23 protein-coding genes and 2 pseudogenes are annotated in these 24,847 nt (G+C 64.2%); 21 read left to right on the top strand and 4 right to left on the bottom strand.

The window, feature by feature from the left end; translation table 11 throughout:
- The 14 genes and pseudogenes from EN742_RS02515 to EN742_RS02450 all read left to right on the top strand — a co-directional run.
- On the top strand, positions 1-1,247 hold a 1,247-nt coding region (locus EN742_RS02515), incomplete at its 5' end, for a gamma-butyrobetaine dioxygenase (protein WP_245492242.1).
- Positions 1,244-1,834 (top strand): HD domain-containing protein, encoded by a 591-nt coding sequence (locus EN742_RS02510; RefSeq protein ID WP_128332372.1) that lies wholly within the window; start codon positions 1,244-1,246, stop codon positions 1,832-1,834. The genes EN742_RS02515 and EN742_RS02510, both read left to right, overlap by 4 nt.
- Before the next feature lie 289 nt (positions 1,835-2,123).
- A complete protein-coding gene (locus tag EN742_RS02505; RefSeq protein ID WP_127407432.1) occupies positions 2,124-3,269 on the top strand; it encodes a PcfJ domain-containing protein in 1,146 nt (381 codons plus the stop codon).
- Between the two features lie 160 nt (positions 3,270-3,429).
- Positions 3,430-4,581 (top strand): DUF6600 domain-containing protein, encoded by a 1,152-nt coding sequence (locus EN742_RS02500; RefSeq protein ID WP_128332371.1) that lies wholly within the window; start codon positions 3,430-3,432, stop codon positions 4,579-4,581.
- A 259-nt stretch (positions 4,582-4,840) separates the two neighbouring features.
- Entirely contained in the window at positions 4,841-6,622 is a 1,782-nt protein-coding gene (locus tag EN742_RS02495) for an acetolactate synthase 3 large subunit (RefSeq protein ID WP_127285088.1), read from the top strand.
- 84 nt (positions 6,623-6,706) lie between these two features.
- Complete coding sequence (gene ilvN, locus EN742_RS02490; RefSeq protein ID WP_006204962.1) at positions 6,707-7,279, top strand: acetolactate synthase small subunit; 573 nt, start codon at positions 6,707-6,709, stop codon at positions 7,277-7,279.
- 146 nt (positions 7,280-7,425) lie between these two features.
- Positions 7,426-8,022 (top strand): LysE family translocator, encoded by a 597-nt coding sequence (locus tag EN742_RS02485; protein ID WP_127406890.1) that lies wholly within the window; start codon positions 7,426-7,428, stop codon positions 8,020-8,022.
- Positions 8,023-8,354: 332 nt separating this feature from the next.
- Entirely contained in the window at positions 8,355-9,629 is a 1,275-nt protein-coding gene (locus EN742_RS02480) for an efflux RND transporter periplasmic adaptor subunit (RefSeq protein ID WP_128332370.1), read from the top strand.
- Complete coding sequence (locus EN742_RS02475; protein WP_127405869.1) at positions 9,626-12,790, top strand: efflux RND transporter permease subunit; 3,165 nt, start codon at positions 9,626-9,628, stop codon at positions 12,788-12,790. Before EN742_RS02480 ends, EN742_RS02475 begins: the two co-directional genes overlap by 4 nt.
- A 69-nt stretch (positions 12,791-12,859) precedes the next feature.
- A complete protein-coding gene (gene nthA / locus EN742_RS02470) occupies positions 12,860-13,465 on the top strand; it encodes a nitrile hydratase subunit alpha (protein ID WP_128332369.1) in 606 nt (201 codons plus the stop codon).
- A gap of 13 nt (positions 13,466-13,478) precedes the next feature.
- Positions 13,479-14,138, top strand: coding sequence for a nitrile hydratase subunit beta (gene nthB, locus EN742_RS02465; protein ID WP_127405871.1), 660 nt, complete (start codon positions 13,479-13,481; stop codon positions 14,136-14,138).
- Positions 14,125-14,478, top strand: a complete 354-nt coding sequence (locus EN742_RS02460; RefSeq protein ID WP_127405872.1) for a nitrile hydratase accessory protein — start codon at positions 14,125-14,127, stop codon at positions 14,476-14,478. Before nthB ends, EN742_RS02460 begins: the two co-directional genes overlap by 14 nt.
- Before the next feature lie 25 nt (positions 14,479-14,503).
- Positions 14,504-15,379, top strand: a pseudogene (locus EN742_RS02455) (translation factor GTPase family protein); the annotation flags it as partial.
- A 166-nt stretch (positions 15,380-15,545) separates the two neighbouring features.
- Positions 15,546-16,673, top strand: coding sequence for an ATP-dependent RecD-like DNA helicase (locus tag EN742_RS02450; protein ID WP_127400594.1), 1,128 nt, complete (start codon positions 15,546-15,548; stop codon positions 16,671-16,673).
- Positions 16,674-16,682: 9 nt separating this feature from the next.
- Here the strand turns inward: EN742_RS02450 and EN742_RS02445 are convergent, their stop codons facing one another.
- Entirely contained in the window at positions 16,683-17,087 is a 405-nt protein-coding gene (locus tag EN742_RS02445) for an STAS/SEC14 domain-containing protein (protein ID WP_127405874.1), read from the bottom strand.
- Between the two features lie 114 nt (positions 17,088-17,201).
- Here EN742_RS02445 and EN742_RS02440 point away from each other — a divergent pair, with 114 nt between their 5' ends.
- Both EN742_RS02440 and EN742_RS02435 read left to right on the top strand, forming a co-directional pair.
- Positions 17,202-17,942: a pyridoxine 5'-phosphate synthase gene (locus tag EN742_RS02440; protein WP_127405875.1), complete on the top strand. Its 741-nt coding sequence runs from the start codon at positions 17,202-17,204 to the stop codon at positions 17,940-17,942.
- 103 nt (positions 17,943-18,045) lie between these two features.
- A complete protein-coding gene (locus tag EN742_RS02435; protein WP_126053982.1) occupies positions 18,046-19,965 on the top strand; it encodes a potassium transporter Kup in 1,920 nt (639 codons plus the stop codon).
- Between the two features lie 58 nt (positions 19,966-20,023).
- On the opposite strand, the gene EN742_RS02430 is transcribed toward EN742_RS02435, so the two are convergent.
- Positions 20,024-20,917 carry an SDR family oxidoreductase gene (locus EN742_RS02430; protein WP_128332368.1) on the bottom strand — a complete coding sequence of 298 codons (894 nt, stop codon included), beginning with the start codon at positions 20,915-20,917 and terminating at the stop codon, positions 20,024-20,026.
- 137 nt (positions 20,918-21,054) lie between these two features.
- Between EN742_RS02430 and EN742_RS02425 the strand changes: the two genes are divergently transcribed.
- Positions 21,055-21,465, top strand: coding sequence for a helix-turn-helix domain-containing protein (locus EN742_RS02425; protein WP_128332367.1), 411 nt, complete (start codon positions 21,055-21,057; stop codon positions 21,463-21,465).
- Positions 21,466-21,526: 61 nt separating this feature from the next.
- The gene (locus tag EN742_RS40195) at positions 21,527-22,165 is read left to right on the top strand and encodes an FAD-dependent oxidoreductase (RefSeq protein ID WP_348628272.1); all 639 of its coding nucleotides are present in this window, start codon (positions 21,527-21,529) and stop codon (positions 22,163-22,165) included.
- On the opposite strand, the pseudogene EN742_RS02415 reads toward EN742_RS40195, so the two are convergent.
- Together EN742_RS02415 and EN742_RS02410 are read right to left on the bottom strand one after the other, a co-directional pair.
- Positions 22,064-22,630, bottom strand: a pseudogene (locus EN742_RS02415) (glutathione S-transferase family protein); the annotation flags it as partial. The gene EN742_RS40195 and the pseudogene EN742_RS02415 sit on opposite strands and share 102 nt — an antisense overlap.
- A 1-nt stretch (position 22,631) precedes the next feature.
- Positions 22,632-22,937: a Rieske (2Fe-2S) protein gene (locus tag EN742_RS02410; RefSeq protein WP_126053986.1), complete on the bottom strand. Its 306-nt coding sequence runs from the start codon at positions 22,935-22,937 to the stop codon at positions 22,632-22,634.
- A 98-nt stretch (positions 22,938-23,035) separates the two neighbouring features.
- Between EN742_RS02410 and EN742_RS02405 the strand changes: the two genes are divergently transcribed.
- The 3 genes from EN742_RS02405 to EN742_RS02395 form a co-directional block, all read left to right on the top strand.
- Positions 23,036-23,494 (top strand): MarR family winged helix-turn-helix transcriptional regulator, encoded by a 459-nt coding sequence (locus EN742_RS02405; protein WP_126053987.1) that lies wholly within the window; start codon positions 23,036-23,038, stop codon positions 23,492-23,494.
- A 153-nt stretch (positions 23,495-23,647) separates the two neighbouring features.
- The gene (locus EN742_RS02400) at positions 23,648-24,310 is read left to right on the top strand and encodes a TetR/AcrR family transcriptional regulator (RefSeq protein ID WP_128332366.1); all 663 of its coding nucleotides are present in this window, start codon (positions 23,648-23,650) and stop codon (positions 24,308-24,310) included.
- Positions 24,311-24,440: 130 nt separating this feature from the next.
- The coding region (locus tag EN742_RS02395) for an NAD(P)-dependent oxidoreductase (RefSeq protein WP_189375133.1) at positions 24,441-24,847 on the top strand (407 nt) is incomplete at its 3' end.

Below are 24,847 nucleotides of genomic sequence, written 5' to 3'. Positions count from 1 at the left end.
GCCATAGTCTGCAAAATGATAATTTGAGTTATGACTACGAAGTCAGCATCATGCAACCCGAAACCCTGCGGATGCGGGAAAGATGGAGCTGCTGGATGCTGACCAAGGCGCTGATCGGCGACGAGGGACGGACGATCGAACTCAGCTGGGAGAACGGGACGCGCACCCGTTTTCACGCCATGTGGCTGCGCGACAATGCATTGGACGACAAGACGCGCAGCGCCGGCAACGGGCAGCGCCTGATCACCATCCTCGACATTCCGGCCGAGACGCGGATTGGAGCAGTCTCGATCAAGGGCGGCGCCCTGGAGATCAGCTTCGTGCCCGAGCAAAAGACCGTCAGCTTCCCGCAAGCCTGGCTGTACACGCATGCCTATGACCGCGTCGAACTGCGCAAGGGAGGCTGGACGGCCGACGTGGTTCAATGCTGGACAAGGGCGACGATGCAGAACTCGGTGCCGCGCGCGGCATATGCGGCTGCCAGCCACGATCGCAGCGTGCTCAGGGAATGGCTTTCGGCGGTGAGGACTTACGGCTTTGCGGTGATGGATGGCCTGCCGGCGGAGTCGGGGGCGCTGTGCAAGGTGTCCGACCTGTTCGGTTACATCAGGGAAACCAATTACGGGCGCTGGTTCGAGGTGCGCGCCGAGGTTATTCCGAACAATCTCGCCTACACCAATCTCGGCCTGCAGGCGCATACCGACAATCCATACCGCGATCCGGTGCCGACGCTGCAGATCCTGGCCTGCATCGAGAACACCGTCTGGGGCGGCGAATCCACCGTCGTCGACGGTTTCGCGGTGGCGACTGCGCTGCAGGTCGAAGATCCGCACGGGTTCCGTCTGCTGAGTTCCTATCCGGCGCGCTTCGAATATGCCGGCTCGTCTGGCGTGCGGCTCAAGGCCAAGCGTCCGATGATCGAGCTCGGACCGGACGGCGAGCTGATCTGCATCCGCTTCAACAACCGCTCGCTGGCGCCGACGGTCGACGTGCCATTCGCCGAGATGGACAAATACTACGCCGCTTATCGCCGGTTCGCCGAACTGATCGAGGATCCCGCCTTCGAGGTGACCTTCAAGCTGGAAGCTGGGCAGGCCTTCATCGTCGACAACACCCGCGTCATGCATGCGCGCAAGGCGTTTTCCGGCTCGGGCAAGCGCTGGCTGCAGGGCTGCTACGCCGACAAGGACGGGCTGTTGTCGACGCTGGCGGCGATCGAGCACGATTTCAGGGAGGCGGCGGAATGAACGGGCAGGCGCTGAACAGCGGCAACATCGTCGAATTCATCGCCGACATTTTTGAGCGACGCGGTGCCGAATCCTATCTCGGCGAGCCCGTCACCATGTCGGAGCACATGCTTCAGGGCGCGTGGCTGGCAGAGCAGGACGGCGCGCCGGACGAACTGGTGGCGGCTGCGCTGCTGCACGACATCGGACACTACACCAGCGAGTTCGGCACCTATTCGCCCGACGATGTCGAGGACAAGCACCATGACGAGGCGGGCGGCGAGGTGCTGGCGCCGTTCTTCCCGCCGGTCATCGTCGAATGCGTCCGGCTGCATGTCTCGGCCAAGCGCTATCTCTGCGCCACCGACCCGACCTATTTCGGCAAGCTCTCGCCGGCCTCTGTCCATACACTGTCGCTGCAGGGCGGGCCGATGAGGGCCGAGGAGGTGGCCGAGTTCCGCAGGAACCCGTTCCATGAGGAGGCGGTGCGCGTCCGCATCTGGGACGAGGGCGGCAAGGTCGCCAACATGAAGACGCGCGCCTTTCGTGACTACGTGCCGCTGCTGGAGCGGGTGGTGAGGAAGTTCGCGGCGGAAAAGGCTGCATGATGCCTGGCGACAGATGTCATGCAATCGCGACCCATTTCAGAGAGACACACCGACAATAGTGGTTGCCTGAAAGACTAGAGATGCTTCCGGGCAACACTCTGTCACCGATCATAAGTCTTGAAAGAATGCCTCTTGCATCAAATCTGCCGCGAGCCTAGAGAAGCCGCCCATCCTTAATCCGTCTTCCCGAAAGGAGACCTGTCAATGTCCCGGCAATCCAGATCGACACATTCCGTGCCGACGCTGGAATTGCGTGCGGCTGACAGGGGTCCAATCAGGAAGAACGGCCATGGCCAAGTCCATGATCCAGCTCAGGCAGGACGCCGAGCGCCAACGCATTGAAGCATATCAGGTAACGCTGCGGCGGGTTACCGCCGTGCCGCGTCCCGCTCCGAATTTCGAACGGGCGATCGAGGAAGCATGCCGGGGCTTTGCCCGCAGGGCCATCCGCGACGGCGCCTTGTGGCGCCCGAAGCTGAAGACGCGCGACCCTGCGCGGCTGCGGCTGGCGGCCGCCCGTTTTCTTTATGCGCGCTATCCGGTTTCGGCTGCGCTGGAGGCCATCTGGCTGGATAGCTCGGGGCTGAACGCCGACGAGGTCGCGCTTCGCAAGGCTTGGTACGTCGCGGCCGCGCGTAGCGACTCGCTCTACAAGGCGGGCGCCAATGCCTGGCTGTCGCGCAAGGAAGTGCATTGCTTCGTGAACGTCGTCGGCGATTTCACCTTCGAGGAGGCATTCTGGTTGGCGATCGCCCGGTCCTGCACGGACGATCCCGGCCTGGCCACGCGGCTCGCCCGGACGAAGATCGCGCGCACGCCACGCGGCGAGATTGCCTTCTGGCGCGAGGTGGCGCGATTCTTCTGCGGACATCCCACCTCGCGGGAGGAGATCGACGACCTGTGCGACTATCTCGGCGCCATGCACCGGCGCGATCGAGCCTACAGCCTGAAGGGGCGCACGCTTGTCTCGCTGCGCAGGCAGATGGTGGAATGGCACCGCGACATCGCCGCGATCGAGCGCATCGAGGCGCTGCGCCGCCGCGCCGCCGGGAAAGGGCAGCAGGCGCAAGGCCCTGCGTGGGACGGCTCGCGGCTCGAGGACTGGGACTGGGAGCCGTCCGCCAAGGAGGCGAAGGCGCATGGCGAGCGGTTCTTCGTTCGCCAGCTGAGGACGGCCGAGGACCTGGTCGCCGAGAGCCGCGCGATGCATCACTGCGTCTCGCTGTATGCGGCCAAGTGCATCGCCGGCAACGCCTCGATCTGGGTGCTGCGGCGCAAGGCGCTCGGCAAGATCGAGCGCTTGCTGACGATCGAGCTCGACCCGCAAAACCGCGCTGTCCAGGTGCGCGGGTTCGGCAACCGTCTCGCCACGGCGGAGGAGCGCAAGATCGTCGAGCGCTGGGCCAAGGCGAGGGGCGTGGTGCTCCGCGCCTGAACGGAAGGCCTGCGCGGCCGTTGCGCCGCGCAGGTCTCACCAACGCCGTCATGTCTCGATGGTCGCGCAATCGTGATCGGTTTTTGCCGCATTGCGGCCATGGCGGCTCAAGACAACGAGCGCGGGGGCCAATGGCGATGCAAGGAACCGGGAGCGCGTCATGCAATTGTCCTCGATCCATCCATTCGCCCGGCGCGGGCTGGCAGCGGCTGTCGCGGTCACCTTGGCTTTGGGCGCGACCATCGCATCCCCGTTGGCGGCGCCGTCCTACCAGGCCGCCCACGCGGCCGTGGTCTCCGTGACCGTCCGCGAGCGGCTCGCGACTTACGGCGGATGGCGGACTTCCAGCCGGTTCGGCGAGGTGTGGGTTCCCTCCGTCCGGCCTGAATGGCGGCCCTATACGGAAGGCAGATGGGTGTGGACCGACGAGGGCTGGTACTGGGAGTCGGCTGAGCCGTTCGGCGGCATCGTCTTCCACTACGGGCGCTGGGCATACGATCCCGAACTCGGCTGGGTCTGGATCGCCGGCTACAAATGGGCGCCGGCCTGGGTGGTGTGGCGCCAGGGCAGCGACGACATCGGCTGGGCACCGGCGCCGCCGCGTATTGCCGATGTCGCGGTCGACGAGGGCTGGTGGTGCTTCGCGCCGGTGGTAGCAATCGGCGCGGCCGATCTCGTCACCGTCGTGCGGCCGGTGCGCGAAAACGTAACCATCATCCGCAACACGACGATCATCAACCAGACCGTGGTCGTCAACAACGCGCCGCGTGTGCGGCTCGGCAACCAGGTCGTCGCGATCAATGCGGGGCCGCGCCTGCCTGAGCTTCCGAAGGCGGTCGTGACGTCGATTAAGGCGGCGAAGATCGTCCCGCCGCGTAAGGGCGACTTTGGCGGGGCCCGGCTCGATCCATCGAAGGGCGAGGCCGTCAAGATGCAGGCCGGCAACGCTTCCTTGCCGGCGCAAGGTGCTGCGCCGGTTATCGCAGGCACGCCCGAGGCCGCCGGCCATGGGCCGAAGCAGCCCGCGGGCGTCAGGACGATCCGGCCCGCAGCGGCGATCGCCGAAGGGGAACCGAACGCCGCCGACCGAAAGCACAAGCGGGTGATCGCCGGCGCCGGGCAGGTGGAGATCGGCGAGACATCCGACGGCAAGCATGCGCCGCGCAGGAGGCTCAACCATCAGCAGATGCTGGCGATGCGCGCATCGCATCATGGCCCGGCGAAGGCCGAGCCGCATCGCCCGACCTCGGTGCAGGCGAGGAAGGGAGCCAAATGCGATCCGCGTGTCGCGCATTGCAAGCCGGCTCGGTGAACCGGTTGGGACGGAGCGCGAATGGTAGCGAGGCGGGAGCATTTTCCCGGTTGACAGGCCGGCTTTCCCGCCTCTACTGTCCGCCACCATGAAAACGGCACTCGTTCTCGTAGGACTGCGCGTGGGCAAGGCGGTGTAACCGCCGGGCGAAAACCTCCCATGCGCATCACACAGGCTCCCTCGGGGGCCTTTTTTATTGCCCGAAACACGACTAAACGACCAGCAACGCCCAAATGGCGACAGTACGGGACCAGGACCGATGAGCAACGAGCGGAACGAGCGGCGCGAAATGACGGGCGCCGAAATGGTAGTGCAGGCGCTGAAGGACAACGGCGTCAAGCATGTCTTCGGCTATCCGGGCGGCGCGGTTCTCCCGATCTACGATGAAATTTTCCAGCAGGACGAGGTCGAGCACATTCTGGTCAGGCACGAGCAGGGCGCCGGCCATGCGGCGGAAGGCTACGCGCGCTCGACCGGCAAGGCCGGCGTCCTGCTGGTGACGTCCGGTCCCGGCGCCACCAATGCGGTGACGCCGCTGCAGGACGCGCTGATGGATTCGATCCCGCTTGTCTGTCTCACCGGCCAGGTGCCGACCTCGCTGATCGGCTCCGACGCCTTCCAGGAGTGCGACACGGTCGGCATCACCCGGCCCTGCACCAAGCACAACTGGCTGGTGAAGGATGTCAACGAGCTCGCCGCCACGATCCACGAAGCCTTCCATGTCGCGACCACCGGGCGTCCCGGCCCGGTCGTCGTCGACATTCCGAAGGACGTGCAGTTCGCCAAGGGCACCTATGTGCCGCCGCAGACGGCGCCGCGCACCAGCTACCAGCCGAAGGTCCAGGGCGACCTGGAAAAGGTCAAGGCGGCGGTCGAGCTGATGGCCAGCGCAAAGAAGCCGATCATCTATTCGGGAGGCGGCGTCATCAATTCCGGTCCGGAGGCGAGCCATCTGCTGCGCGAACTGGTCGATCTCACCGGCTTCCCGATCACCTCGACGCTGATGGGGCTCGGCGCCTATCCGGCTTCCGGCAAGAACTGGGTGGGCATGCTCGGCATGCACGGCACCTACGAGGCCAACATGGCCATGCACGATTGCGACGTGATGATCTGCATCGGCGCCCGTTTCGACGACCGCATCACCGGGCGGCTCAACGCGTTCTCGCCAAACTCGAAGAAGATCCACATCGACATCGATCCGTCGTCGATCAACAAGAACGTCCATACCGACGTGCCAATCCTCGGCGATGTCGGCCGGGTGCTGGAGGATCTGGTGCGGCTGTGGCGGGCGACCGCCAAGGCCGACAAGAAGGCGCTCTACCCGTGGTGGGAGCAGATCGCCAAATGGCGGGCGCGCGACTCGCTGGCCTACAAGCCGAACGCCGATGTGATCATGCCGCAATACGCCATCCAGCGGCTGTATGCGCTGACCAAGGACATGGACACCTACATCACCACCGAGGTCGGCCAGCACCAGATGTGGGCGGCGCAGCACTATCATTTCGAGAAGCCGAACCGCTGGATGACGTCGGGCGGGCTGGGCACGATGGGCTATGGACTGCCGGCAGCCCTCGGCGTGCAGATCGCGCATCCCAATGCGCTGGTCATCGACATCGCCGGTGATGCCTCGGTGCAGATGACGATGCAGGAGATGAGCACGGCGGTGCAGTACGAAGCGCCGATCAAGATCTTCATCCTCAACAACCAGTATATGGGCATGGTCAGGCAGTGGCAGCAGCTGCTGCACGGCAACCGGCTGTCACATTCCTACACCGAGGCGATGCCGGACTTCGTCAAGCTGGCCGAAGCCTATGGCGGCCACGGCATACGCTGCGACAAGCCGGACGAGCTCGACGACGCGATCAAGGAAATGATCGCGGTGAAGAAGCCGGTGCTGTTCGACTGCCGCGTGGCGACTTTGGCCAACTGCTTCCCGATGATCCCGTCGGGCAAGGCGCATAACGAGATGCTGCTCCCCGACGAGGCGACCGACGAGGCGGTGGCCAATGCCATCGACGCCAAAGGCAGGGAACTGGTGTAGGCGACGAGCCAAGGCAGGGCTGGTCGAAGGAAGCCGTGCGCAAACAGAGAATTAGACCCAAGAGTTGAAATCGAGATTCACCCCATGAACGCACAGCTCCAACCGACCGGCTCCGCCTATTTCATCGCCAAGGAAACGGAAAAGCCGGAGAACCACACCCTCTCCGTGCTGGTCGACAACGAGCCGGGCGTGCTTGCCCGGGTCATCGGCCTGTTCTCCGGCCGCGGCTACAACATCGAGAGCCTGACCGTCTCGGAAACCGAGCACGAGAAGCACCTGTCACGCATCACCATCGTGACGCGCGGCACGCCGCATGTGCTGGAGCAGATCAAGCACCAGCTCGAGCGCATCGTGCCGGTGCACCGCGTGGTCGACCTCACCGTACGCTCGCACGAGCTTGGCCAGGAGCGGCCGCTGGAACGGGAACTGGCCCTGGTCAAGGTCGCCGGCACCGGCGACAGCCGCGTCGAGGCGCTGAGACTGGCTGACGCCTTCCGCGCCAGCGTCATCGACGCCAACACCGAGCATTTCATCTTCGAGATCACCGGCAAGGGCTCCAAGCTCGACCAGTTCATCGCGATCATGAAGCCGCTCGGCCTGGTAGAGATCTGCCGCACCGGCGTGGCGGCGATGAACCGCGGCCCGCAGGGCATGTAGGAGGCCGGCGCCGAAGCGCCGGCAGGTCGTCATTTCCGTCCTGACCGTCTGGCCCGGTTGATGCTCCAGGGTGGCCTTTGCGCGCCCGGTATAAAAGGACAATTATACTGACCTATTCGACGCGATGACTTGTCTGGGAGGACGTCATGCCGCTTGAAACGTTCCTTGCGCTCCTGGTCTACGCCTTCGTCACCTCGATCACGCCGGGGCCGAACAACCTCATGCTGCTGGCTTCCGGCGTCAATTTCGGCATCGTCAGGACCGTTCCGCACATGCTCGGCATCAGCATCGGATTTCTGGTGCTGCTGCTTGCCGTCGGCTTCGGGCTCGGCGCGGTGCTGACGGCGTTTCCGGTGCTGCACACCGGATTGAAGATCGCCGGCGGCGTCTATCTGCTCTATCTCGCCTGGAAGATCGCCATGTCGCGTTCGCTGAGCAGCAAGGGCGAGACGGAAGCGCGACCGATGCGCTTCATCGATGCGGCCGCATTCCAGTGGGTCAATCCCAAGGCCTGGGTGATGGCGATCACCGCCATGGCCGTCTATGCCAATGCGGAGCACCCGTTCCTGTCGGTGGTGCTGATCTCGGTCGCCTTCACCATCGTCAACCTGCCGAGCGTCTCGGTGTGGGCGGGCTTCGGCACGGCGCTGCGCGGGTTCCTGTCGGATCCGGTGCGGCTGAAATGGTTCAACATCGCCATGGGTGTGCTGCTGGCGGCGACGCTGTGGCCGATGCTGCGCTAAGATCTTTTGATATTCAGGTAAGGCCGGTCTGCAAACGGCGCCTTCCTGCGCTTCCGGTGCTCACGTAGCCAAAAGTACGCTCCGCTCCGGTAATCACCGTTTTCGACTCGGCCTACCTGAATCTCAACAGATCTTAGGTCGCGACCCCGGCCCTTCGGTCGGGTTGCCTCCTTATTGTGCACTGCACATTAAATCTTCGTAATGCCGTGTTTTGGCCCTTTTCCGCCAAAGCGTTGTCCTATCTATTTCGACGAAATTCGCGGCAAGGCGCCGCGGATCGAGCAGAAATAGACCACCGGATTCGGCGTGTCGCGTGAGAGGGCTTGTTGTCGATGCGCGGAAAAATCGTCTTTGCGGTGATTGCGCTGGCCTGCGTTGCCGGGGCCGGTCTCTACCTTTCGCCGACGGCGCTGGGCAAAGTCCAGCAACTGATTTCGGGCCGTCAGGCCGCCAGCAACGGCACGGACAAGACGGCCAAGGCACCGGACAACGCAAAGGGCGGCGGCGGTGGCACGCATTCGGCCTCGATCGTTTCCGCGGCCGCCACCACCGCCGATTTCCCCATCCGCCGCTATGCCATCGGCTTCGTATCCTCGCCGGCCGTGGTTGCCATCAACGCCCGCGTCTCCAGCCAGATCGTCTCGATCGCGGTCAAGGACGGGCAGATGGTCAAGGCCGGCGATCTTCTGTTCTCGCTCGATGCCCGGGCGCTGAAGGCGCAGCTCGCAAAAGACCAGGCGACGCTGGTTAAGGACCAGGCGATGCTGGTCAGCGCCCAGGCCGACCTGCAGCGTGCCAAGGATCTCGTCGCCAAGCAGGCCGGCACGCAGCAGACCTACGATCAGGCGCTGGCGGCGCAGAAGGCGGCTGCCGCGACCATCGACGCGGACAAGGCCACCATCGACGCCGACACAGTGCAGTCGAGCTACGCGGCGATCTCGGCGCCGATCTCGGGCAAGCTCGGCGCCGTCAATGTCTCGGTCGGCGATCTCGTCACCACCAGCAACGGCAGCAGCAGCACGGCGCCGCTCGTCACCATCACGCAGATGGACCCGCTACAGGTGAACTTCACGCTGCCCGAGAGCAACCTCGCCTTGCTGCACAAGGCGCTGGCCGACCCGCAGCAAGGAGACGTGACGCTGACCAAGGACGGCGATCCGACGCCGATCGGCAAGGGCACGCTCGACTTCGTCGATTCCAGCGTCGACACCGCCTCCGGCACCATCGCCGCTCGGGCGAGCATACCGAACCCGGATCTCTCGCTATGGCCCGGCCAGTATGTGAACGTCGTGCTCGACGCCGGCACGATGCCGCAAATGACCTCGGTCCCGACGGTCGCGGTGCAGCCCAGCCAGAAGGGGCCGTTCGTCTACGTCGTCAAGCCGGACAATACGGTGGAGATGCGCCCCGTCCAGGTGGCGCTGACCGAGGGCGACAACAGCGCCATCAGCCAGGGCCTCAAGGGTGGCGAGAAGGTGGTCGTCGAGGGCCAGACCAGGTTGAAGGACGGCGCGGCCGTGCATGAGGGCAAGGCGGCGACCAATGGCGGCGCCCAGCGCGCACCCAAGGTGGCGCAAGCCGGCAAGGCGGGCGAGGCCAGCCAATGATCTCCGAATTCTGCATTCGCAGGCCCGTCGCCACCCTTCTGATGTCGTTCGCCCTCGTGCTGGGCGGACTGTTCGCCTACAAGTTCCTGCCGGTCGCGGCGCTGCCCAGCGCCGAGTTTCCGGTGGTCAACGTCTCCGCCCAACTGGCCGGCGCCTCGCCGGAGACCATGGCGACCTCCGTCGCGACGCCGCTGATCAAGCAGTTCGCCACGATCGCCGGCATCGATTCCATCTCGACCACTAATTCGCTCGGCCAGACCTCGATCGCCATCCAGTTCGTGCTCAACCGCGACATCGACGCAGCGGCGGCGGACGTGCAGGCGGCGATCGCGCGCACGCAAAGGTCGCTGCCGCCCGAGATGACGGCGCCGCCGAGCTATCGCAAGGTCAATCCGGCCGACGCGCCGATCCTGTTGATGTCGCTGGTCAGCGACACGGTCCCGCTGACCGATCTCGATGCCTTCGCCGAGAACGTCATCTCGCCCTCGCTGTCGACCATCGACGGCGTGGCGCAGGTTTCGATCTACGGCCAGCAGAAATACGCCGTGCGCATCCAGATCGACCCGACGGCGCTCGCCGCGCGCGGCATCTCGATCGACCAGCTGCAGACGGCGGTGGCGTCGGCCAACAGCAACACGCCGCTCGGCGTGCTGCAGAACGACAAGCAGCAATTGACCATCACCGCCAATACTCAGCTTAACAACGCGGCGGGTTTCGCGAATCTCATCATCGCCACCAAAGACGGTCACCCGGTACGGCTGGGCGATGTGACCCGCGTCGTCGATTCGGTTCAGACCACGACGACAGCGAGCTGGTATGACGGCACCCGCGCGATCATCATGGCCGTGCAGCGCCAGCCGGACGCCAACACGGTCGACGTCGTCGACAGGGTCAAGGCGATGCTGCCGTCCTTCCAGGACCAGATGCCGGGCGCCGCCTCGATCAAGCTGCTCAACGACCGCTCGACCTCGATCCGCCAGGCCGTCGACGACGTCCAATTCACGCTGCTTTTGACCATCGCGCTGGTGGTGATGGTGATCTTCGTCTTCCTGCGCCGCGTCACCGCGACGATCATCCCGGCCGTCGCCGTGCCGATCTCGCTGATCGCCACGCTCGGCGCGATGTTCCTGTTCGGCTTTTCCATCGACAACATCTCGCTGATGGGACTGACGCTCGCCGTCGGCCTGGTCGTCGACGACGCCATCGTCATGCTCGAAAACATCTTCCGGCACATGGAGGAAGACGGGCTCTCGGCCTTCGACGCGTCGCTGAAGGGCGCGCGCGAAATCGGCTTCACCATCATCTCGATCTCCATCTCGCTGGTGGCGGTGTTCATTCCCGTGCTGTTGATGGGCGGCGTCATCGGCCGCATCTTCAACGAGTTCGCGGTCGTGGTGACCGTCGCCATCCTGGCGTCGATGTTCGTCTCGCTGACGCTGACGCCGATGCTCTGCTCGCGCCTGCTTTCGGTCTCGAAGGCGGAGAGGGAAGCCCATGGAGGCGGCCACAGGCATGACTTCGTCACACGCTGCTACGACTGGCTGCTGAGCTTCTGCTTGCGCCACACCTTTTTGGTGTTCCTCGTCTTCATCGGCACCGCTGCGGCGTCGGTCTGGCTGATCGAGGTCTCGCCGAAGGGCTTCTTCCCGCAGGAGGACATCGGCCAGATATCGGTGACGACGGTCGCACGCCAGGACATCTCGTTCGACGCCATGGCGAAGCTCCAGGGCCAGGTGGCCAGCGTTTTCTCCCACTCGCCCTATGTCGATCATGTGGCGTGGTCGGCGGGCAGCGGCAACAATGCGCTCAACCAGGGCCAGTTGTTCGTGCAGCTCAAGGACAAGGACAAGCGCCCGGACATCGAAAAGGTGCTCTCGGATCTGCGCAAGCAACTGGCAGGGGTGGCCGGCATCGAGACCTATATGCAGCCGGTGCAGAACCTGAGGCTGGGTTCGCGGTCGTCGGCCAGCGCCTACCAGCTCGTGGTTCAAGGCCTCGATACCGGCCAGACCGATATCTGGGCACAGAAGCTGAATGACGCGATGGCGGCGGACCACAATTTCTTCGCCGATGTCACCAGCGACCTGCAGAACAATGCCCTACAGGCGTCGTTGGTGGTGGACCGCGACAAGGCCGCCCAGCTCGGCATCGATACCGATACGTTGCGCTCGGCACTCTATGGCGGCTTCGGCACCGATCAGGTCTCGACGATCTTCGGCTCGGCCGACAGCTATGCCGTGATCACCGAGCTCGACCCGAAGATCGAATGGTCGCCCGAGCGCATGCTGGCCATCCAGGTGCGGACGGCGAGCGGCAGCCTGGTGCCGCTTGGCGCCTTCGCCCATGTCGACCGCACGGCCGGCGCGCTCACCGTCAACCAGCTCGGCCAGCTTCCGGCGGTGACGATTTCCTACAATCTGCCGCCGGGCGTGGCGCTGGGCGACAGCGTGACCCGCATCGACCAACTCAAGGAGCAGGTCGGCATGCCGACAACGATCGGCACCAGCTTTGCCGGCACCGCCAAGATCTTCCAGGATTCGCTCGCCAACCAGGGGCTGCTGATCGGCGGCGCTATCCTGACCATCTACATCGTGCTCGGCATGCTCTACGAAAGCTTCATCCATCCGCTCACCATCCTCACCGGCCTGCCGTCGGCGGTGCTCGGGGCGGTGGTGGCGCTGCGGTTTGCCGGCATGGATATTTCGGTGATCGCGGTGATCGGCATCCTGATGCTGATCGGCATCGTCAAGAAGAACGGCATCATGATGGTCGATGTGGCGCTGGAGCTCAGGCGCGAGGGCATGTCGGCGGTGGAGTCCATCCACAAGGCCTGCCTGATGCGTTTCCGGCCGATCATGATGACGACGCTTGCCGCGCTGATGGGCACGTTCCCGATCGCGCTCGGCACCGGCGCCAGCGCCGAACTGCGCCAGCCGCTCGGCGTCGCGGTGGTCGGCGGCCTGCTCGCCTCGCAGGCATTGACGCTCTTCGTCACGCCGGTGATCTACGTCTATTTCGAGAATTTCTCCGGTTGGCTGCTCGGCTTCTCCTTTAAGAAGAGCCGGTCGGCGCTGCATGCTGTCGAAAGTGCGGAGCAACCGTCGCTGTTCGATCCGGAAGAAGGCCGGGTCATCCAGCTCCAGAAAGCGGCGGCCGAATAGCTCGACCGCCGCTTGCTGGCCCAAGCCGTCATGCTTGCGGCCACGTGTCGGCGGTTCTAGTCTGAGCTCATGTCCCACGATCATGACCATGACAACGAACTCGATCCGTTCGCGGCGCGCGTGCGCGCGCTGGAAACTATCCTCACCCAGAAAGGCCTGATCGATCCGGCCGCGATCGACGTCATCGTCGACACCTACGAGACCAAGATCGGCCCGCGCAACGGCGCCCAGGTGGTGGCCAAGGCCTGGACCGATCCGGCCTATGCCGACTGGCTGAGGCGCGATGCGACGGCGGCGATCGAATCGCTGGGCTATACCGGCCGGCAGGGCGAGCACATGCAGGCCGTCTTCAACAGCGAAGAGACGCACAATCTCGTCGTCTGCACGCTGTGCTCCTGCTATCCATGGACGGTGCTCGGCCTGCCGCCGGTCTGGTACAAGGCGCCGCCGTATCGCTCGCGGGCGGTGATCGATCCGCGCGGCGTGCTGGCCGAATTCGGCCTGACCCTGCCGGCGGACAAGAAGATCCGCGTCTGGGATTCGACGGCGGAGCTGCGCTATCTGGTGGTGCCGATGCGGCCGAAGGGCACCGAGGGCTGGAGCGAGGAGCAACTGGCCGAGCTGGTGAGCCGCGATGCGATGATCGGCACCGCGCTGGCCAAGGCGCCGCCATGACGGGGGAGCCGGCATGAACGGGCCGCAGGATCTCGGCGGGCAGATGGGTTTCGGACCGGTCGCGCCCGAAACGGACGAGCCTTATTTCCATGCCGCCTGGGAAGGGCGGGCCCTCGGCGTGACGCTCACCGCCGGCGCCATGGGCGCCTGGAACATCGACGAGAGCCGGCACGCGCGAGAATCTCTGCATCCGGCCGACTACTATGCTTCCAGCTACTACCAGATCTGGATCAAGGCGCTGGAAGTGCTGCTCAAGCGACATGGCTTCATCAGTGACCGCGATCTGGCCGAGGGCCGGGCGATCGATCCGGCCGCGACTCCCAAGAGGGTGCTGAAGGCGGAAAACGTGCCGGCTGCGCTGGCCAGGGGCGGCCCATGCAACCGGCCGGTCGCCACGCCGGCGCTGTTCAAGGCCGGCCAGCGGGTGCGGACGAAGAATTTCAATCCGAACGGCCACACGCGGCTGCCGCGCTATGCGCGCGGCAGGCAAGGCACCATCGAGGCGGTGCGCGAGGGTTTTGTCTTTCCCGACAGCAACGCGCACGGGCAAGGCGAGAACCCGCAATGGGTCTATACGGTCGTCTTCGACGGCACGGAGATCTGGGGCGATGGCGCCGACCCGACGCTGACCGTGTCGATCGATGCCTGGGAGAGCTATCTTGAGCCGGCGTGAAGACCTGCCGGCGGCCTTCGATGAGCCGGTCTTCGCCGAGCCGTGGCAGGCCGAAGTCTTCGCCATGACGGTGGCGCTGCATGACAAGGGCCTGTTTTCCTGGCGCGAATGGGCCGACGCATTGTCCGCTGAAGTGAAGAAGCCGGGTGCAGCAGCCGACGGCCATGACTATTACGAGCACTGGTTGGATGCGCTGGAGAGCTTGCTGTCGGCCAAGGGCGTCGCCGGCAGGGTCGAGGTCGACACGCTTGCCGCTGCCTGGGAGCGCGCCGCGCACGCCACGCCGCACGGCAAGCCGATCCTGCTCGAGAACGATCCCCAACTCGACCGCGGGCGGTAGGGGCCAGGTGGAATCGTCTGCCGCGCCATGGCCTTTGCTTCAAATCGCGATCGAGCCGAAATCGAAAGCCAATCAGGAGAAGCTGCTTGTCGCCTTGTCGAAGCTGGCGGATGAGAATCCTGACTTCCAAGTTACGTCAGATGAGGAATCGGGCCAAACGATCATCGCCGGCAGGGACGAGTATCACCTGGTCATCATGGTCGACCGCCTGCGCGACGAATTTGAGATCGGCGTGAATGTCGGTGCTCCGCAAGTGGCCTATCGCGAAACGATCACCCACGCCTGCGAACAGGACTACACCCACAAGAGGATTTTCGCCGGTAGGGGCCAGTTCGCTCGCGTCAAGATTGCGTTCGAGCCGAACGCATATAACGCGAACTTCGTATTTGTGTCCACGATCGTCGACGGTGCGATGCCAGACGAATATATTGCGGGAGTCGAAAAGGGGCTGCGCAGCGTCCTATCCTTGGGCCCCTTTGCAGGGTTCCCGATGATCGGCGTCAAGGCGACGTTAGTGGATGGCGCCTGTCACGAAACCGACTCTTCGGCTTCTGCTTTCGAGATCGCAAGTCGCCCCTGCTTCAGGGAAGCAGCGCCCAAACTCGGCGTGCGGTTGCTTGAGCCGATCATGAAGGTCGAGGTGGTGACGCCGGAGGATTATGTCAGCGACATTGCCGGCGACCTGAAGAGCCGTCGCGGCAAGATCGAGAGTCAAGAAATCCGGGGGATGGAGGTGGTCGTCAATGCGCTAGTGCCGCTCGCAAACATGTTCAAGCTGGAGGATACGCTCCGGTCGCGCTCGAAAGGGCAAGCGCGCGTCAGTGTCAGCTATGCCGGATACGTTCCTGTCCCCGTTCCACCCGACGATCGCGACCCGCCAGCGGCGATGGCTCTTGCCTGACCTCCACGCCGTTCGAATCCAACTGAGACGCGATAAGATTTGTTCCCTTTACGTTCTAGTTGGCGCCTGATAGTTTGAGCCGCAGTAGACGCCGAGTTCACCACCGGCGGTGGTCGATATGGCCGCTGACCTTGTCTTTCGCTCGCGAATCCGGTCTTTCCAGCTGATGGAATTCTCCCCCCAACAGGACGAGGCCTTGAAGGCGGTCGCGCGCTGGCTGAAGGATGGCCGGCCGCAGATTTTCCGGCTGTTCGGCTATGCCGGCACCGGCAAGACGACCCTGGCGCGCTATTTCGCCGAGCATGTCGACGGCCAGGTTCAGTTCGCCGCCTTCACCGGCAAGGCGGCGCAGGTGCTGCGCTCCAAGGGCGCGGTCAATGCCCGCACCATCCATTCGCTGATCTACAGGCCGAAGGGCGAGGAATCGGTGTCGGACGAGGTGACCGGCAAGACGTCGATCTCGCCGACCTTCTCGCTCAACCGGCAAAGCCCGATCGCGCGCGCCAAGCTGGTCGTCATCGACGAGTGCTCGATGGTCGACGAGCAACTCGGCCGCGACCTGATGAGCTTCGGCACGCCGATCCTGGTGCTCGGCGATCCGGCGCAGCTGCCGCCGATATCCGGCGGCGGCTTCTTCACAGAGCACGAACCGGACGTTCTGCTCACCGAAATCCATCGCCAGGCGCGCGACAATCCGATCATACGGCTGGCGCTCGACGTGCGCGAAGGCCGCGAATTCATGCGCGGCGACTACGGCACGGCGCAGGTCATCGGCAAGGAAGACGTCAACCAGGAACTGGTGCTGAAGGCGGACCAGGTGCTGGTCGGCACCAACCGCACGCGCAGGCGCTATAACCAGCGGCTGCGCGAGTTGAAGGGCTTCAACGCCGACTTCCCGCAGGCCGGCGACAAGCTGGTCTGCCTGCGCAACGACCCCGCCAAGGGCCTGCTCAACGGCTCGCTGTGGAAGGTGATGACCTCGTCGCGCGAGACGGTGAAGCCCGGCATCAACCTGCTGGTCTCGCCGGAAGAGGACGATCCGGACCGCGGCGTCGCCAAGATCAAGCTGCTCAAGGCGGCGTTCGAGGACCCCGACGCCGAGATCCCCTGGCAGCAGAAGAAGCGCTTCGACGATTTCGACTATGGCTATGCGCTGACCGTGCACAAGGCGCAGGGTTCGCAATGGAACGACGTCGTGCTGTTCGACGAAAGCTGGGCCTTCAAGGAAACACGCCAGCGCTGGCTCTATACGGCGATCACGCGGGCTGCGGAGCGGCTGACCGTGGTCAGGTAAGGCGGCCCGTCAACGTCGCGCGATCGGTACGGCGCCGAGCCACTTCCAGGCGGCGGCCTCGTCCTCGGCCTTGAAATACTTGAGGTCGACGGGCAGGGGTTTTGCAAGAAGGCCGTGAAACTCGCTAGTCCAGTCCGGCTCGCCGATCGTGGCGCAGCGGCCGACATGCCGCAGCGCCAAGGTCGTGCCCTGTGTGAGCGTTTCGCCGGCGACATTGCTCCAGTCAACACCACCGAGTTCGACGAGCCGCACCAGCACGTCGATCTTCGAATGGAGTGCGCAGGCGGCCTCCAGCAGGCCGAACAGGTTTTCTGCATCGGCGCCGGTGACATCGCCGACGACGTCGATGGCGAGAAGGTCGTCGCGGTCGGTGTCGATGCGGCGTATCGCCGGCACGGTTTCGAGGAAATTCACAGGCACCTCCTTCCGCTTGCGGCCGTCCTTCCGTCTGGAACACCGGAAACCCCCTGTCTGTTCCCACCAAAGACGGTATAGATGCGCCGCCAATGCACTCGGGGACCCGAAGCCATGCCCGCCAAGCTTTCCGTCAACCTCAACGCCATCGCCATGCTGCGCAACCGCCGCGATCTGCCCTGGCCGAGCGTGATCGGGCTCGGCCGCATTGCGCTCGCCGCCGGCGCGCACGGGCTGACCGTGCATCCGCGGCCCGATGAGCGGCACACGCGGCGCGCCGATTTGCCTCAGATCAGGGCGCTGATCGACGACGAGTTCCCGAAGGCGGAATTCAACATCGAGGGCCATCCCACGGAGGAATTCCTGGCGCTTGTGGAACAGCACCAGCCCGACCAGGTGACGCTGGTGCCGGACGATCCAAGCCAGGCAACGTCGGACCATGGCTGGAACTTCATCGCCGACGCGGCGTTCCTCACTCCGATCGTCAAGCGGCTGAAGAAAAGCGGCTTTCGCGTGTCGCTGTTTGCCGATTCGGATCCGAGCGGCGTGAATGCCGCGCGCGACACCGGCGCCGACCGCATCGAGCTCTATACGGGCCCATACGGCAGTTGCCATTCCGATTCCATCAAGGCAGCCAAGGAACTGGAAAAATTGGGAAAAACAGCGGATGCGGCATTTGCCGCGGGGCTGCAGGTCAATGCCGGGCACGACCTGACGGTGGCCAATTTGCCGGCGCTGGCAAAGCGCATTCCGGCGTTGGCCGAAGTGTCAATCGGTCACGGGTTGACAGCCGATGCATTGGAGTATGGCATGGCCGGCACGGTGGGACGGTTTCTCGGAGCTTGCGGTTGGTAGAGAGGCAAGCCCCGCGTTGCCGGCATGGAAGCCATAACGTGACGGCACTTGATATTGCATCGCAGCAAGCGTAGAGCACCGCGCGTTTATCGGAGTGTCGTTTATGGCCCTTGCCAACACTGGTAGTGAGGCAGAACCCGTCGACCAATCGAGCCATCCAGAAATCGAGCAGCACAGCACCAAGGTGTTGATGCTGGGCGCGCTCGGTGTGGTCTATGGCGATATCGGCACGAGCCCGATCTACGCGTTCCGCGAGGCGCTGGTGGCGTCGTCGGGCGGCGAGGTCGCCGAGCGCGGCGACATTCTCGGCGTGCTGTCGCTGATCATCTGGTCGCTGACCATCATCGTCACCATCAAATACATCATGTTCGTGCTGCGCGCCAACAACCGCGGCGAGGGCGGCGTGCTGTCGCTGATGGCGCTGGCGCGCAGCAGTTTTGCCACGCGCTCGGCGATCATCCTCGCCATTGGCATCGTCGGCGCTTCGCTGTTCTTTGGCGATGCGGTCATCACGCCGGCCATCTCGGTGCTGTCCGCGGTCGAAGGCATGAATGTCGTTACGCCTGCCTTCCAGCCTTACGTGGTGCCGCTGACGCTGCTCATCCTGGCGATCCTGTTCGCGGTGCAGCGGTTCGGCACCGGCGGCGTGGCGCTGATCTTCGGCCCGATCACGGCTGTCTGGTTCCTCGCCATCGGCCTGTCAGGCCTCAACCACATCATCGACGATCCCGAAATCCTGCTGGCGGTCAGCCCGCACTACATCGTCGCCTTCCTGATCCATTCGCCGGACGTCGCCTTCGTCACCATCGGCGCCATCTTCCTCGCCGTCACCGGCGCCGAGGCGCTCTATGCCGATCTCGGCCATTTCGGCCGCAAACCGATCGTGCTCGCCTGGTTGGCGATCGTGTTTCCCTGCCTGCTGCTCAACTACGCCGGGCAGGGCGCCTTCGTGCTGACGAAGAACGGCGTCGTCGGCCATCCGTTCTTTGAAATGAACGAGGGCTGGACGCTGATACCGATGGTGGTGCTGGCGACCGCCGCGACCGTCATCGCCAGCCAGGCGGTGATCTCCGGCGCCTTTTCGCTGACCAGGCAGGCGGTGCAGCTCAACATGCTGCCCAGGCTCGAGATCCTGCACACGTCGGAAAAGCAGTCCGGCCAGATCTACATGCCGCGCGTCAACCTGCTGCTGGCGCTGGTGGTGATGCTGCTGGTGGTCGGCTTCGGCGAATCCAGCAGGCTGGCCTCGGCCTACGGCATCTCGGTGACCGGCAATATGCTGGTGACGACGGTATTGCTCTATGTCGTCATGTCGCGCATCTGGAAATGGCCGTCCTGGCTGGCGATCAGCCTGACGGCGCTGTTCGCCTTCATCGACGTCGGTTTCTTCGCCTCCAACATCGTCAAGGTATTTGAGGGTGGCTGGGCGTCGCTGGCGGTGGCCTTCGCGATCATCATGGCCATGTGGACCTGGGTGCGGGGCAGCCGCTACCTGTTCGACAAGACCCGTCGCAACGAGATCCCACTCGATTTCCTCGCCGGCAACCTGCTGAAGAAGAAGCCGCAGCTGGTGTCGGGCACGGCCGTGTTCCTGACCAGCGATCCCTTGAGCGCGCCGACCGCGTTGATGCACAGCCTGAAACACTACAAGGTGCTGCACGAGCAGAACGTCATCCTCTCGGTGGTGACCGCGCCGCAGCCGGTGGTGCCCGACAGCGACCGCGTCAAGATGGAGACGGTCAACGAACTGTTCATGCGGGTGACGCTGAACTTCGGCTATATGGAGCAGCCCAACATCCCGCGCGCGCTGGCGATCTGCCGTAAGCAGGGCTGGAAGTTCGATATTATGACGACGTCCTTCTTCCTGTCGCGGCGTTCGCTGAAAGCCTCTCCCAATTCCGGCATGCCGCTGTGGCAGGACCGGCTGTTCATCGGCCTGGCACGAACGGCGGCGGATGCGACAGAGTACTTCCAGATCCCAACCGGACGCGTGGTCGAGATCGGCACGCAGGTGGCGATATAGAGAAAGGCCGCGCCCGCAAGGAGCGCGGCCTTCACAGTTGTGACCGCGTGCTGCCGCCTCAGCCGGCGAGCGCTGCCTTGTTCGCCTCGAGGAACTGCTTCAGCGACTTCGGCTTGCGTCCCGACAGCGTCTCGATCGCGTCCGTCACCATGGAGATGCGGCCGGAGCGGGTGTTGGCGTCGAAGGAAACGATGACGCGGGCGAACTCCTCGGGAACGCCGGCTGCCTTCACGCCCTCGGTCAGGGCCTCGTCGGGCAACTGAATGACTTCAAGCGGTTTGCCGGTGACCTCGCTAACGAGGGCGGCGATCTCGGTCGTCGTATAGGCCTGCGGGCCGGTCAGCGTGTGGATCCGGCTGTCGGTCGAGCCGGAAGCGAGGCCGGCGGCAATCGCGGCGGCCATGTCGTCGCGCGCTCCATGGGCGATACGCCCTTCGCCCGCCGACGTATACCACTTGCCCGAGGCAATTGCGTGCGGCAGCGCCAGGAACAGGTTCTCCTGGTACCAGCCGTTGCGGAAGATCGTGTAGGCGATACCACTCGCCTTGATCGCCTGTTCAGTGCCGTAGTGGTCGCCGGCAAACAGCACCGGCGAGCCCGGCTCCGGATTGGGCATCGAGGTGTAGAGCAGATGCGAAACGCGGGCCGCCTTGGCGGCGGCTACCGCGGCCTGATGCTGCTTGAGGCGCCGGTCGCTCTTGAGGTCGAGGTCGCCGGTCGAGATGATCAGCACTCGGTCGGCACCTTCGAAGGCCTGTTCCAGCGAGGCCTGGTCATTGAAGTCGGCCGCCCTGACGGTGATGCCGAGCGCCGCGAGATCGGCGAGGCTTTCGGGATTGCGCGTGGTGGCGATGATGCGCGCCGGCGCAATCTTCTGCGCGTCGAGCAGATGGCGCAGGACGCTGCGGCCAAGCTGGCCGGAGGCGCCGGTGACGAGAAGGGTTTCGCTCATGGAGTGATCCTGATGTTGCGCCGAAGCGGCGGGTGCTCTTGATGGTCTCAAAAAGAGACCAGCACTAAATTAGGAATTGACCGCTCTCCGTAAAGAAGGCAGTTTTCCGGGAGGTAGGCACACGCAGGGAACCAGCGATGGACGGCAAGATCGTCAATCTGAAATCGAAGATCGAGATCTACAAGGCGATGACGGACGGCGCCAATTTCGCCAATTGCCCGGTTCGCGACGTCATGCAAGGCATGAACGGCAAATGGAGCCCGTTGCTGGTAACGGCGCTTGCGGAAAAGCCTTATCGCTTCGGTGAACTGCGGCGGCTGGTTCCCGACATCTCGCAGCGCATGCTGACCCAAACCCTGCACGAACTGCAGCGCGACGGCTACGTCCATCGCGAGGTGTTCCCAACCAAGCCGCCAAGTGTCGAATACAGCCTGACCGATCTCGGGCGTTCGATGTTCGTGCCCCTGTATCAGGTCGTCCAATGGGCCGAACTCAACCATGACGCGGTGCGCGAGGCGCGAGCCGCATTCGACGCCGCGCAAGCCTAAGGCGCGATGCGTTAGCGCGGTGGCTTGATTTGGCAATGCTGCTGTTCGGGCTGGGCGGGCAATGCAAGAATCTCTCGATATCGCGATTGCCGGCGCCGGGCCGGCCGGGCTGGCCACGGCGCTCTATCTCAACCGGTCAGGACACCACGTCACCGTCTTCGAGCGGTTCGATGAACCGAAGCCGGTCGGTTCCGGGCTGATCCTGCAGCCGACCGGGCTCAGCGTGCTGGCCGAGCTTGGCTTGCTCGACGACATCCTCTCATTGGGCAGCCGCATCGACCGACTGCACGGCGCCGACGCCGGAAGCGGCCGCACGGTGCTCGACATCCGCTATGACGCCCAACGCGGCGGCCGCTTCGGGCTGGCGGTGCATCGTGCGGCCCTGTTCGGCGTGCTGTTCCGCGCCGCCTGGCGCGAGGCGATCGCTATCGAGACGAATGTCGAAATCGAGGCTAGGAAGCACGGTGGCCTGATCACCTTGCCGGATGATCTGAGACAAACGCGAAGCCTTGGCGCGCAGGAAGGCCTCGAGGCGCTGCGGATAATCCTGGTCGACCGCTTCCTTCACCGACCGCCGTTCGCTCAGCGCCTGGCGCCATTCCGCGACCATCGGCTTTCGATCGAGGATGCCGAAATCGCTGATCCGGTCGAAGACGTCGAAATAGCGGAAGATCGGCCCGTAGACGGTGTCGACCAGTGAAAAATACGCGCCGGTGAACCAGGGCCCCGGGCTCGTGCGGTCTGCCAGTTCCGCCTCCAGCCGATCGAACATCGCCGACAGGCCGCTGGCTTCGGACCGGAACGCGGCCTCGCTGGAAGCGGAGTAGAACCGGCCGATGGCGTTCAGGATGGCTGAACCAAACTCGATCCAGGCGCGGTGCCGGGCGCGCGTCAGCGGATCAACGGGGTGCAGCGGATTGGCTTCGGTTTCCTCGAGGTATTCGAGGATCACCGCCGATTCGAAAATCACCGTCTCCTCGCCATCGCGATCGACGCTGAGCAGCGGCACCTTGCCGAGCGGCGAGATCGCCCTGAACCAGTCCGGCTTGTTGGCGAGATCGATCATCACGCGCTCGAATGGCACGCCCTTCTCTGTGAGTGAGATCGCCGCCCGCTGCACATAGGGGCACAAATGATGGCTGACGAGTGTGAGCTTGCCGGACATCTCACTCTCCCCAGACATAGTTGAGCGCGCCGTCCTCGACGCGAGTCGAGAGAAACATCAGGCGCGCGTTTTTAGGCGCCGGCCCTTCGACGCGGTCACCGCTGGCCATATCGAAGGATGCGCCGTGCCACTGGCAGACGAGCTTGCCGTCCTTGCAGTCGAGTGGTCCGCCGAAATGCAGGCAGGCATTGGCGGCCGCGCGGACGCGGTCGCCGCTGCGCCAGACATGCACCTCGCGGCCAAAGAACGGGGCAATCAGGCTGCCCGTCTCCGGGATGTCGGCGATCTTGCAGATTTCGTGCTTCATCGGATTTGCCTTTCATATCGATGCAGATGCATCTATATAGATGCAGATGCATTGATCGTCAAGCTTGATGCAATTGCATCTACCTTCTATGATTTGGCATGACCGAGAAAACCTCCCCTTCGCCTGCCGCCATCAAGGCCTGGGCCCGCCTGATACGCGTTTCGCGCCAGCTCGTGGAAAAGGTCGAGGATGCGCTGAAGGAGAACGGCCTGCCGCCGCTTGCCTGGTACGACGTGCTGCACGAGCTTGCCGAAGCGGGCGAGGGCGGGCTGCGGCCGTTCCAGCTGATCGAGCGGACCTTGTTTGCGCAATACAACATCTCGCGGCTGCTGGCGCGGCTTGAGGCCGATGGCCTGGTCGAGAAGCTGCCGGTCGCGGATGACGGCCGCGGCCAGACCATCCGCACAACCGGCAGCGGGCGCGAGACGCGTCGCCGCATGTGGGCCGTCTACGGGCGGTCGATCGCCGAGTTGGTGGGCGCCAGGCTTCCGGTCGAGGACGTTGAGACACTGGCCACCCTGCTCGGCAGGTTGCGCGATCCGCCTGCCGGCGACTGAGCCAGCCAGACCTGGCGGTTTGCGCGCTGCATCTGGATACCAAAATGATTTTCTCCATTTTGTCCTTGCGTCGGCAGCAGGATTGCGCAATATGCCGAACCGTAACGTACGGTACGCAACCAGGCGTGACCTTTCATCAGGCGAGAAAGAAACGTGTTGCAGGCAGGCGCCGAGATCGACAGCAGCGAGACGCTGACGGAGCGGCAGCAGGCCGTTCTCGACGCTGCCCTTCGCCTGCTCGTCGAGGAGGGCGATAGCCTGACCATGACCGCGGTGGCGCGGCGGGCAAGCTGCTCCAAGGAAACGCTCTACAAATGGTTCGGCGACCGCGACGGGCTGTTGACGGCGACGGTGCAGTGGCAGGCCTCCAAGGTGCGCGTGGCGCCCGTCGACCGCAAGGGCCTCGATATCGCCTCGCTGACGGCGAGCCTCGAACGCTTTGCCTCGGACTGGCTCAAGGTGATTTCGAGCGACACCTCGATCGCGCTGAACCGGGTAGCCGTCGGCCATGCCGGTTCCGGCAAGGATGACCTCGGCGCCATAGTGCTGCAGAATGGACGTTTCGCGCTCGCCAGGCGCTTGAAGCCGGTGCTGGAAGCGGGACGCGAGGCCGGATTGCTGGATTTCGCGGATTCCGAAACGGCATTCCGCACCTTTTTCGGGCTGGTCGCCCGCGATGTGCAGATGAGGCTTCTGCTCGGCGACCGGCTGGAATTGACTGAGGCGACGATCGGTGGCGATGCCGCCCGTGCGACGCAGCAGTTTCTCGCTCTCCATGGAGCAAACAACCGGCCGCTAGGCCCCAGAGCCGGATGATTTCAGGTCAAGTCGACCTGAAATCTGAATCCGGCTCTAAATCAAAGAGATAGAGCATGATGTCGTCCGAAAACCGCTTCACACTTTTCGGCATCATGCTCTGATCTTCAAAACGGGAAGGAAGACGAAAATGCGTGTCTATTACGATCGTGACGCCGATCTCAACCTCATCAAGGGCAAGAAGGTCGCCATCATCGGCTATGGCAGCCAGGGCCGGGCGCATGCGCTCAACCTCAAGGAGTCCGGTGTCAAGGACATCGCCATCGGTCTTAAGGCCGGCTCGGCGACCGCCAAGAAGGTCGAGGCCGACGGGCTCAAGGTGTTGACCGTCGCGGACGCCGCCAAATGGGCCGACCTGATGATGATGGCGACGCCCGACGAACTGCAGGCCGACATCTACAAGAACGAGATCGCGCCGAACATCCGCGATGGCGCGGCGATTGCCTTTGCGCACGGCCTCAACGTGCATTTCGGCCTGATCGAGCCGAAGTCGACCGTGGATGTCGTCATGATTGCGCCGAAGGGCCCGGGCCACAC

This window comes from Mesorhizobium sp. M4A.F.Ca.ET.020.02.1.1 (assembly GCF_004022645.1).
In the GTDB taxonomy this organism is placed as follows: domain Bacteria; phylum Pseudomonadota; class Alphaproteobacteria; order Rhizobiales; family Rhizobiaceae; genus Mesorhizobium.
This window is presented reverse-complemented; position numbering and strand designations above follow the sequence as displayed.

What these genes read in the sequence shown, in the direction of transcription:
- EN742_RS02510 (WP_128332372.1), top strand. Translation starts at nt 1,244, where the DNA reads ATGAACGGGCAGGCGCTGAACAGCGGCAACATCGTCGAATTCATCGCC.
- EN742_RS02505 (WP_127407432.1), top strand. Translation starts at nt 2,124, where the DNA reads ATGGCCAAGTCCATGATCCAGCTCAGGCAGGACGCCGAGCGCCAACGC.
- EN742_RS02500 (WP_128332371.1), top strand. Translation starts at nt 3,430, where the DNA reads ATGCAATTGTCCTCGATCCATCCATTCGCCCGGCGCGGGCTGGCAGCG.
- EN742_RS02495 (WP_127285088.1), top strand. Translation starts at nt 4,841, where the DNA reads ATGAGCAACGAGCGGAACGAGCGGCGCGAAATGACGGGCGCCGAAATG.
- ilvN (WP_006204962.1), top strand. Translation starts at nt 6,707, where the DNA reads ATGAACGCACAGCTCCAACCGACCGGCTCCGCCTATTTCATCGCCAAG.
- EN742_RS02485 (WP_127406890.1), top strand. Translation starts at nt 7,426, where the DNA reads ATGCCGCTTGAAACGTTCCTTGCGCTCCTGGTCTACGCCTTCGTCACC.
- EN742_RS02480 (WP_128332370.1), top strand. Translation starts at nt 8,355, where the DNA reads ATGCGCGGAAAAATCGTCTTTGCGGTGATTGCGCTGGCCTGCGTTGCC.
- EN742_RS02475 (WP_127405869.1), top strand. Translation starts at nt 9,626, where the DNA reads ATGATCTCCGAATTCTGCATTCGCAGGCCCGTCGCCACCCTTCTGATG.
- nthA (WP_128332369.1), top strand. Translation starts at nt 12,860, where the DNA reads ATGTCCCACGATCATGACCATGACAACGAACTCGATCCGTTCGCGGCG.
- nthB (WP_127405871.1), top strand. Translation starts at nt 13,479, where the DNA reads ATGAACGGGCCGCAGGATCTCGGCGGGCAGATGGGTTTCGGACCGGTC.
- EN742_RS02450 (WP_127400594.1), top strand. Translation starts at nt 15,546, where the DNA reads ATGGAATTCTCCCCCCAACAGGACGAGGCCTTGAAGGCGGTCGCGCGC.
- EN742_RS02440 (WP_127405875.1), top strand. Translation starts at nt 17,202, where the DNA reads ATGCCCGCCAAGCTTTCCGTCAACCTCAACGCCATCGCCATGCTGCGC.
- EN742_RS02435 (WP_126053982.1), top strand. Translation starts at nt 18,046, where the DNA reads ATGGCCCTTGCCAACACTGGTAGTGAGGCAGAACCCGTCGACCAATCG.
- EN742_RS02430 (WP_128332368.1), bottom strand. Translation starts at nt 20,917, where the DNA reads ATGAGCGAAACCCTTCTCGTCACCGGCGCCTCCGGCCAGCTTGGCCGC.
- EN742_RS02425 (WP_128332367.1), top strand. Translation starts at nt 21,055, where the DNA reads ATGGACGGCAAGATCGTCAATCTGAAATCGAAGATCGAGATCTACAAG.
- EN742_RS40195 (WP_348628272.1), top strand. Translation starts at nt 21,527, where the DNA reads ATGCAAGAATCTCTCGATATCGCGATTGCCGGCGCCGGGCCGGCCGGG.
- EN742_RS02410 (WP_126053986.1), bottom strand. Translation starts at nt 22,937, where the DNA reads ATGAAGCACGAAATCTGCAAGATCGCCGACATCCCGGAGACGGGCAGC.
- EN742_RS02405 (WP_126053987.1), top strand. Translation starts at nt 23,036, where the DNA reads ATGACCGAGAAAACCTCCCCTTCGCCTGCCGCCATCAAGGCCTGGGCC.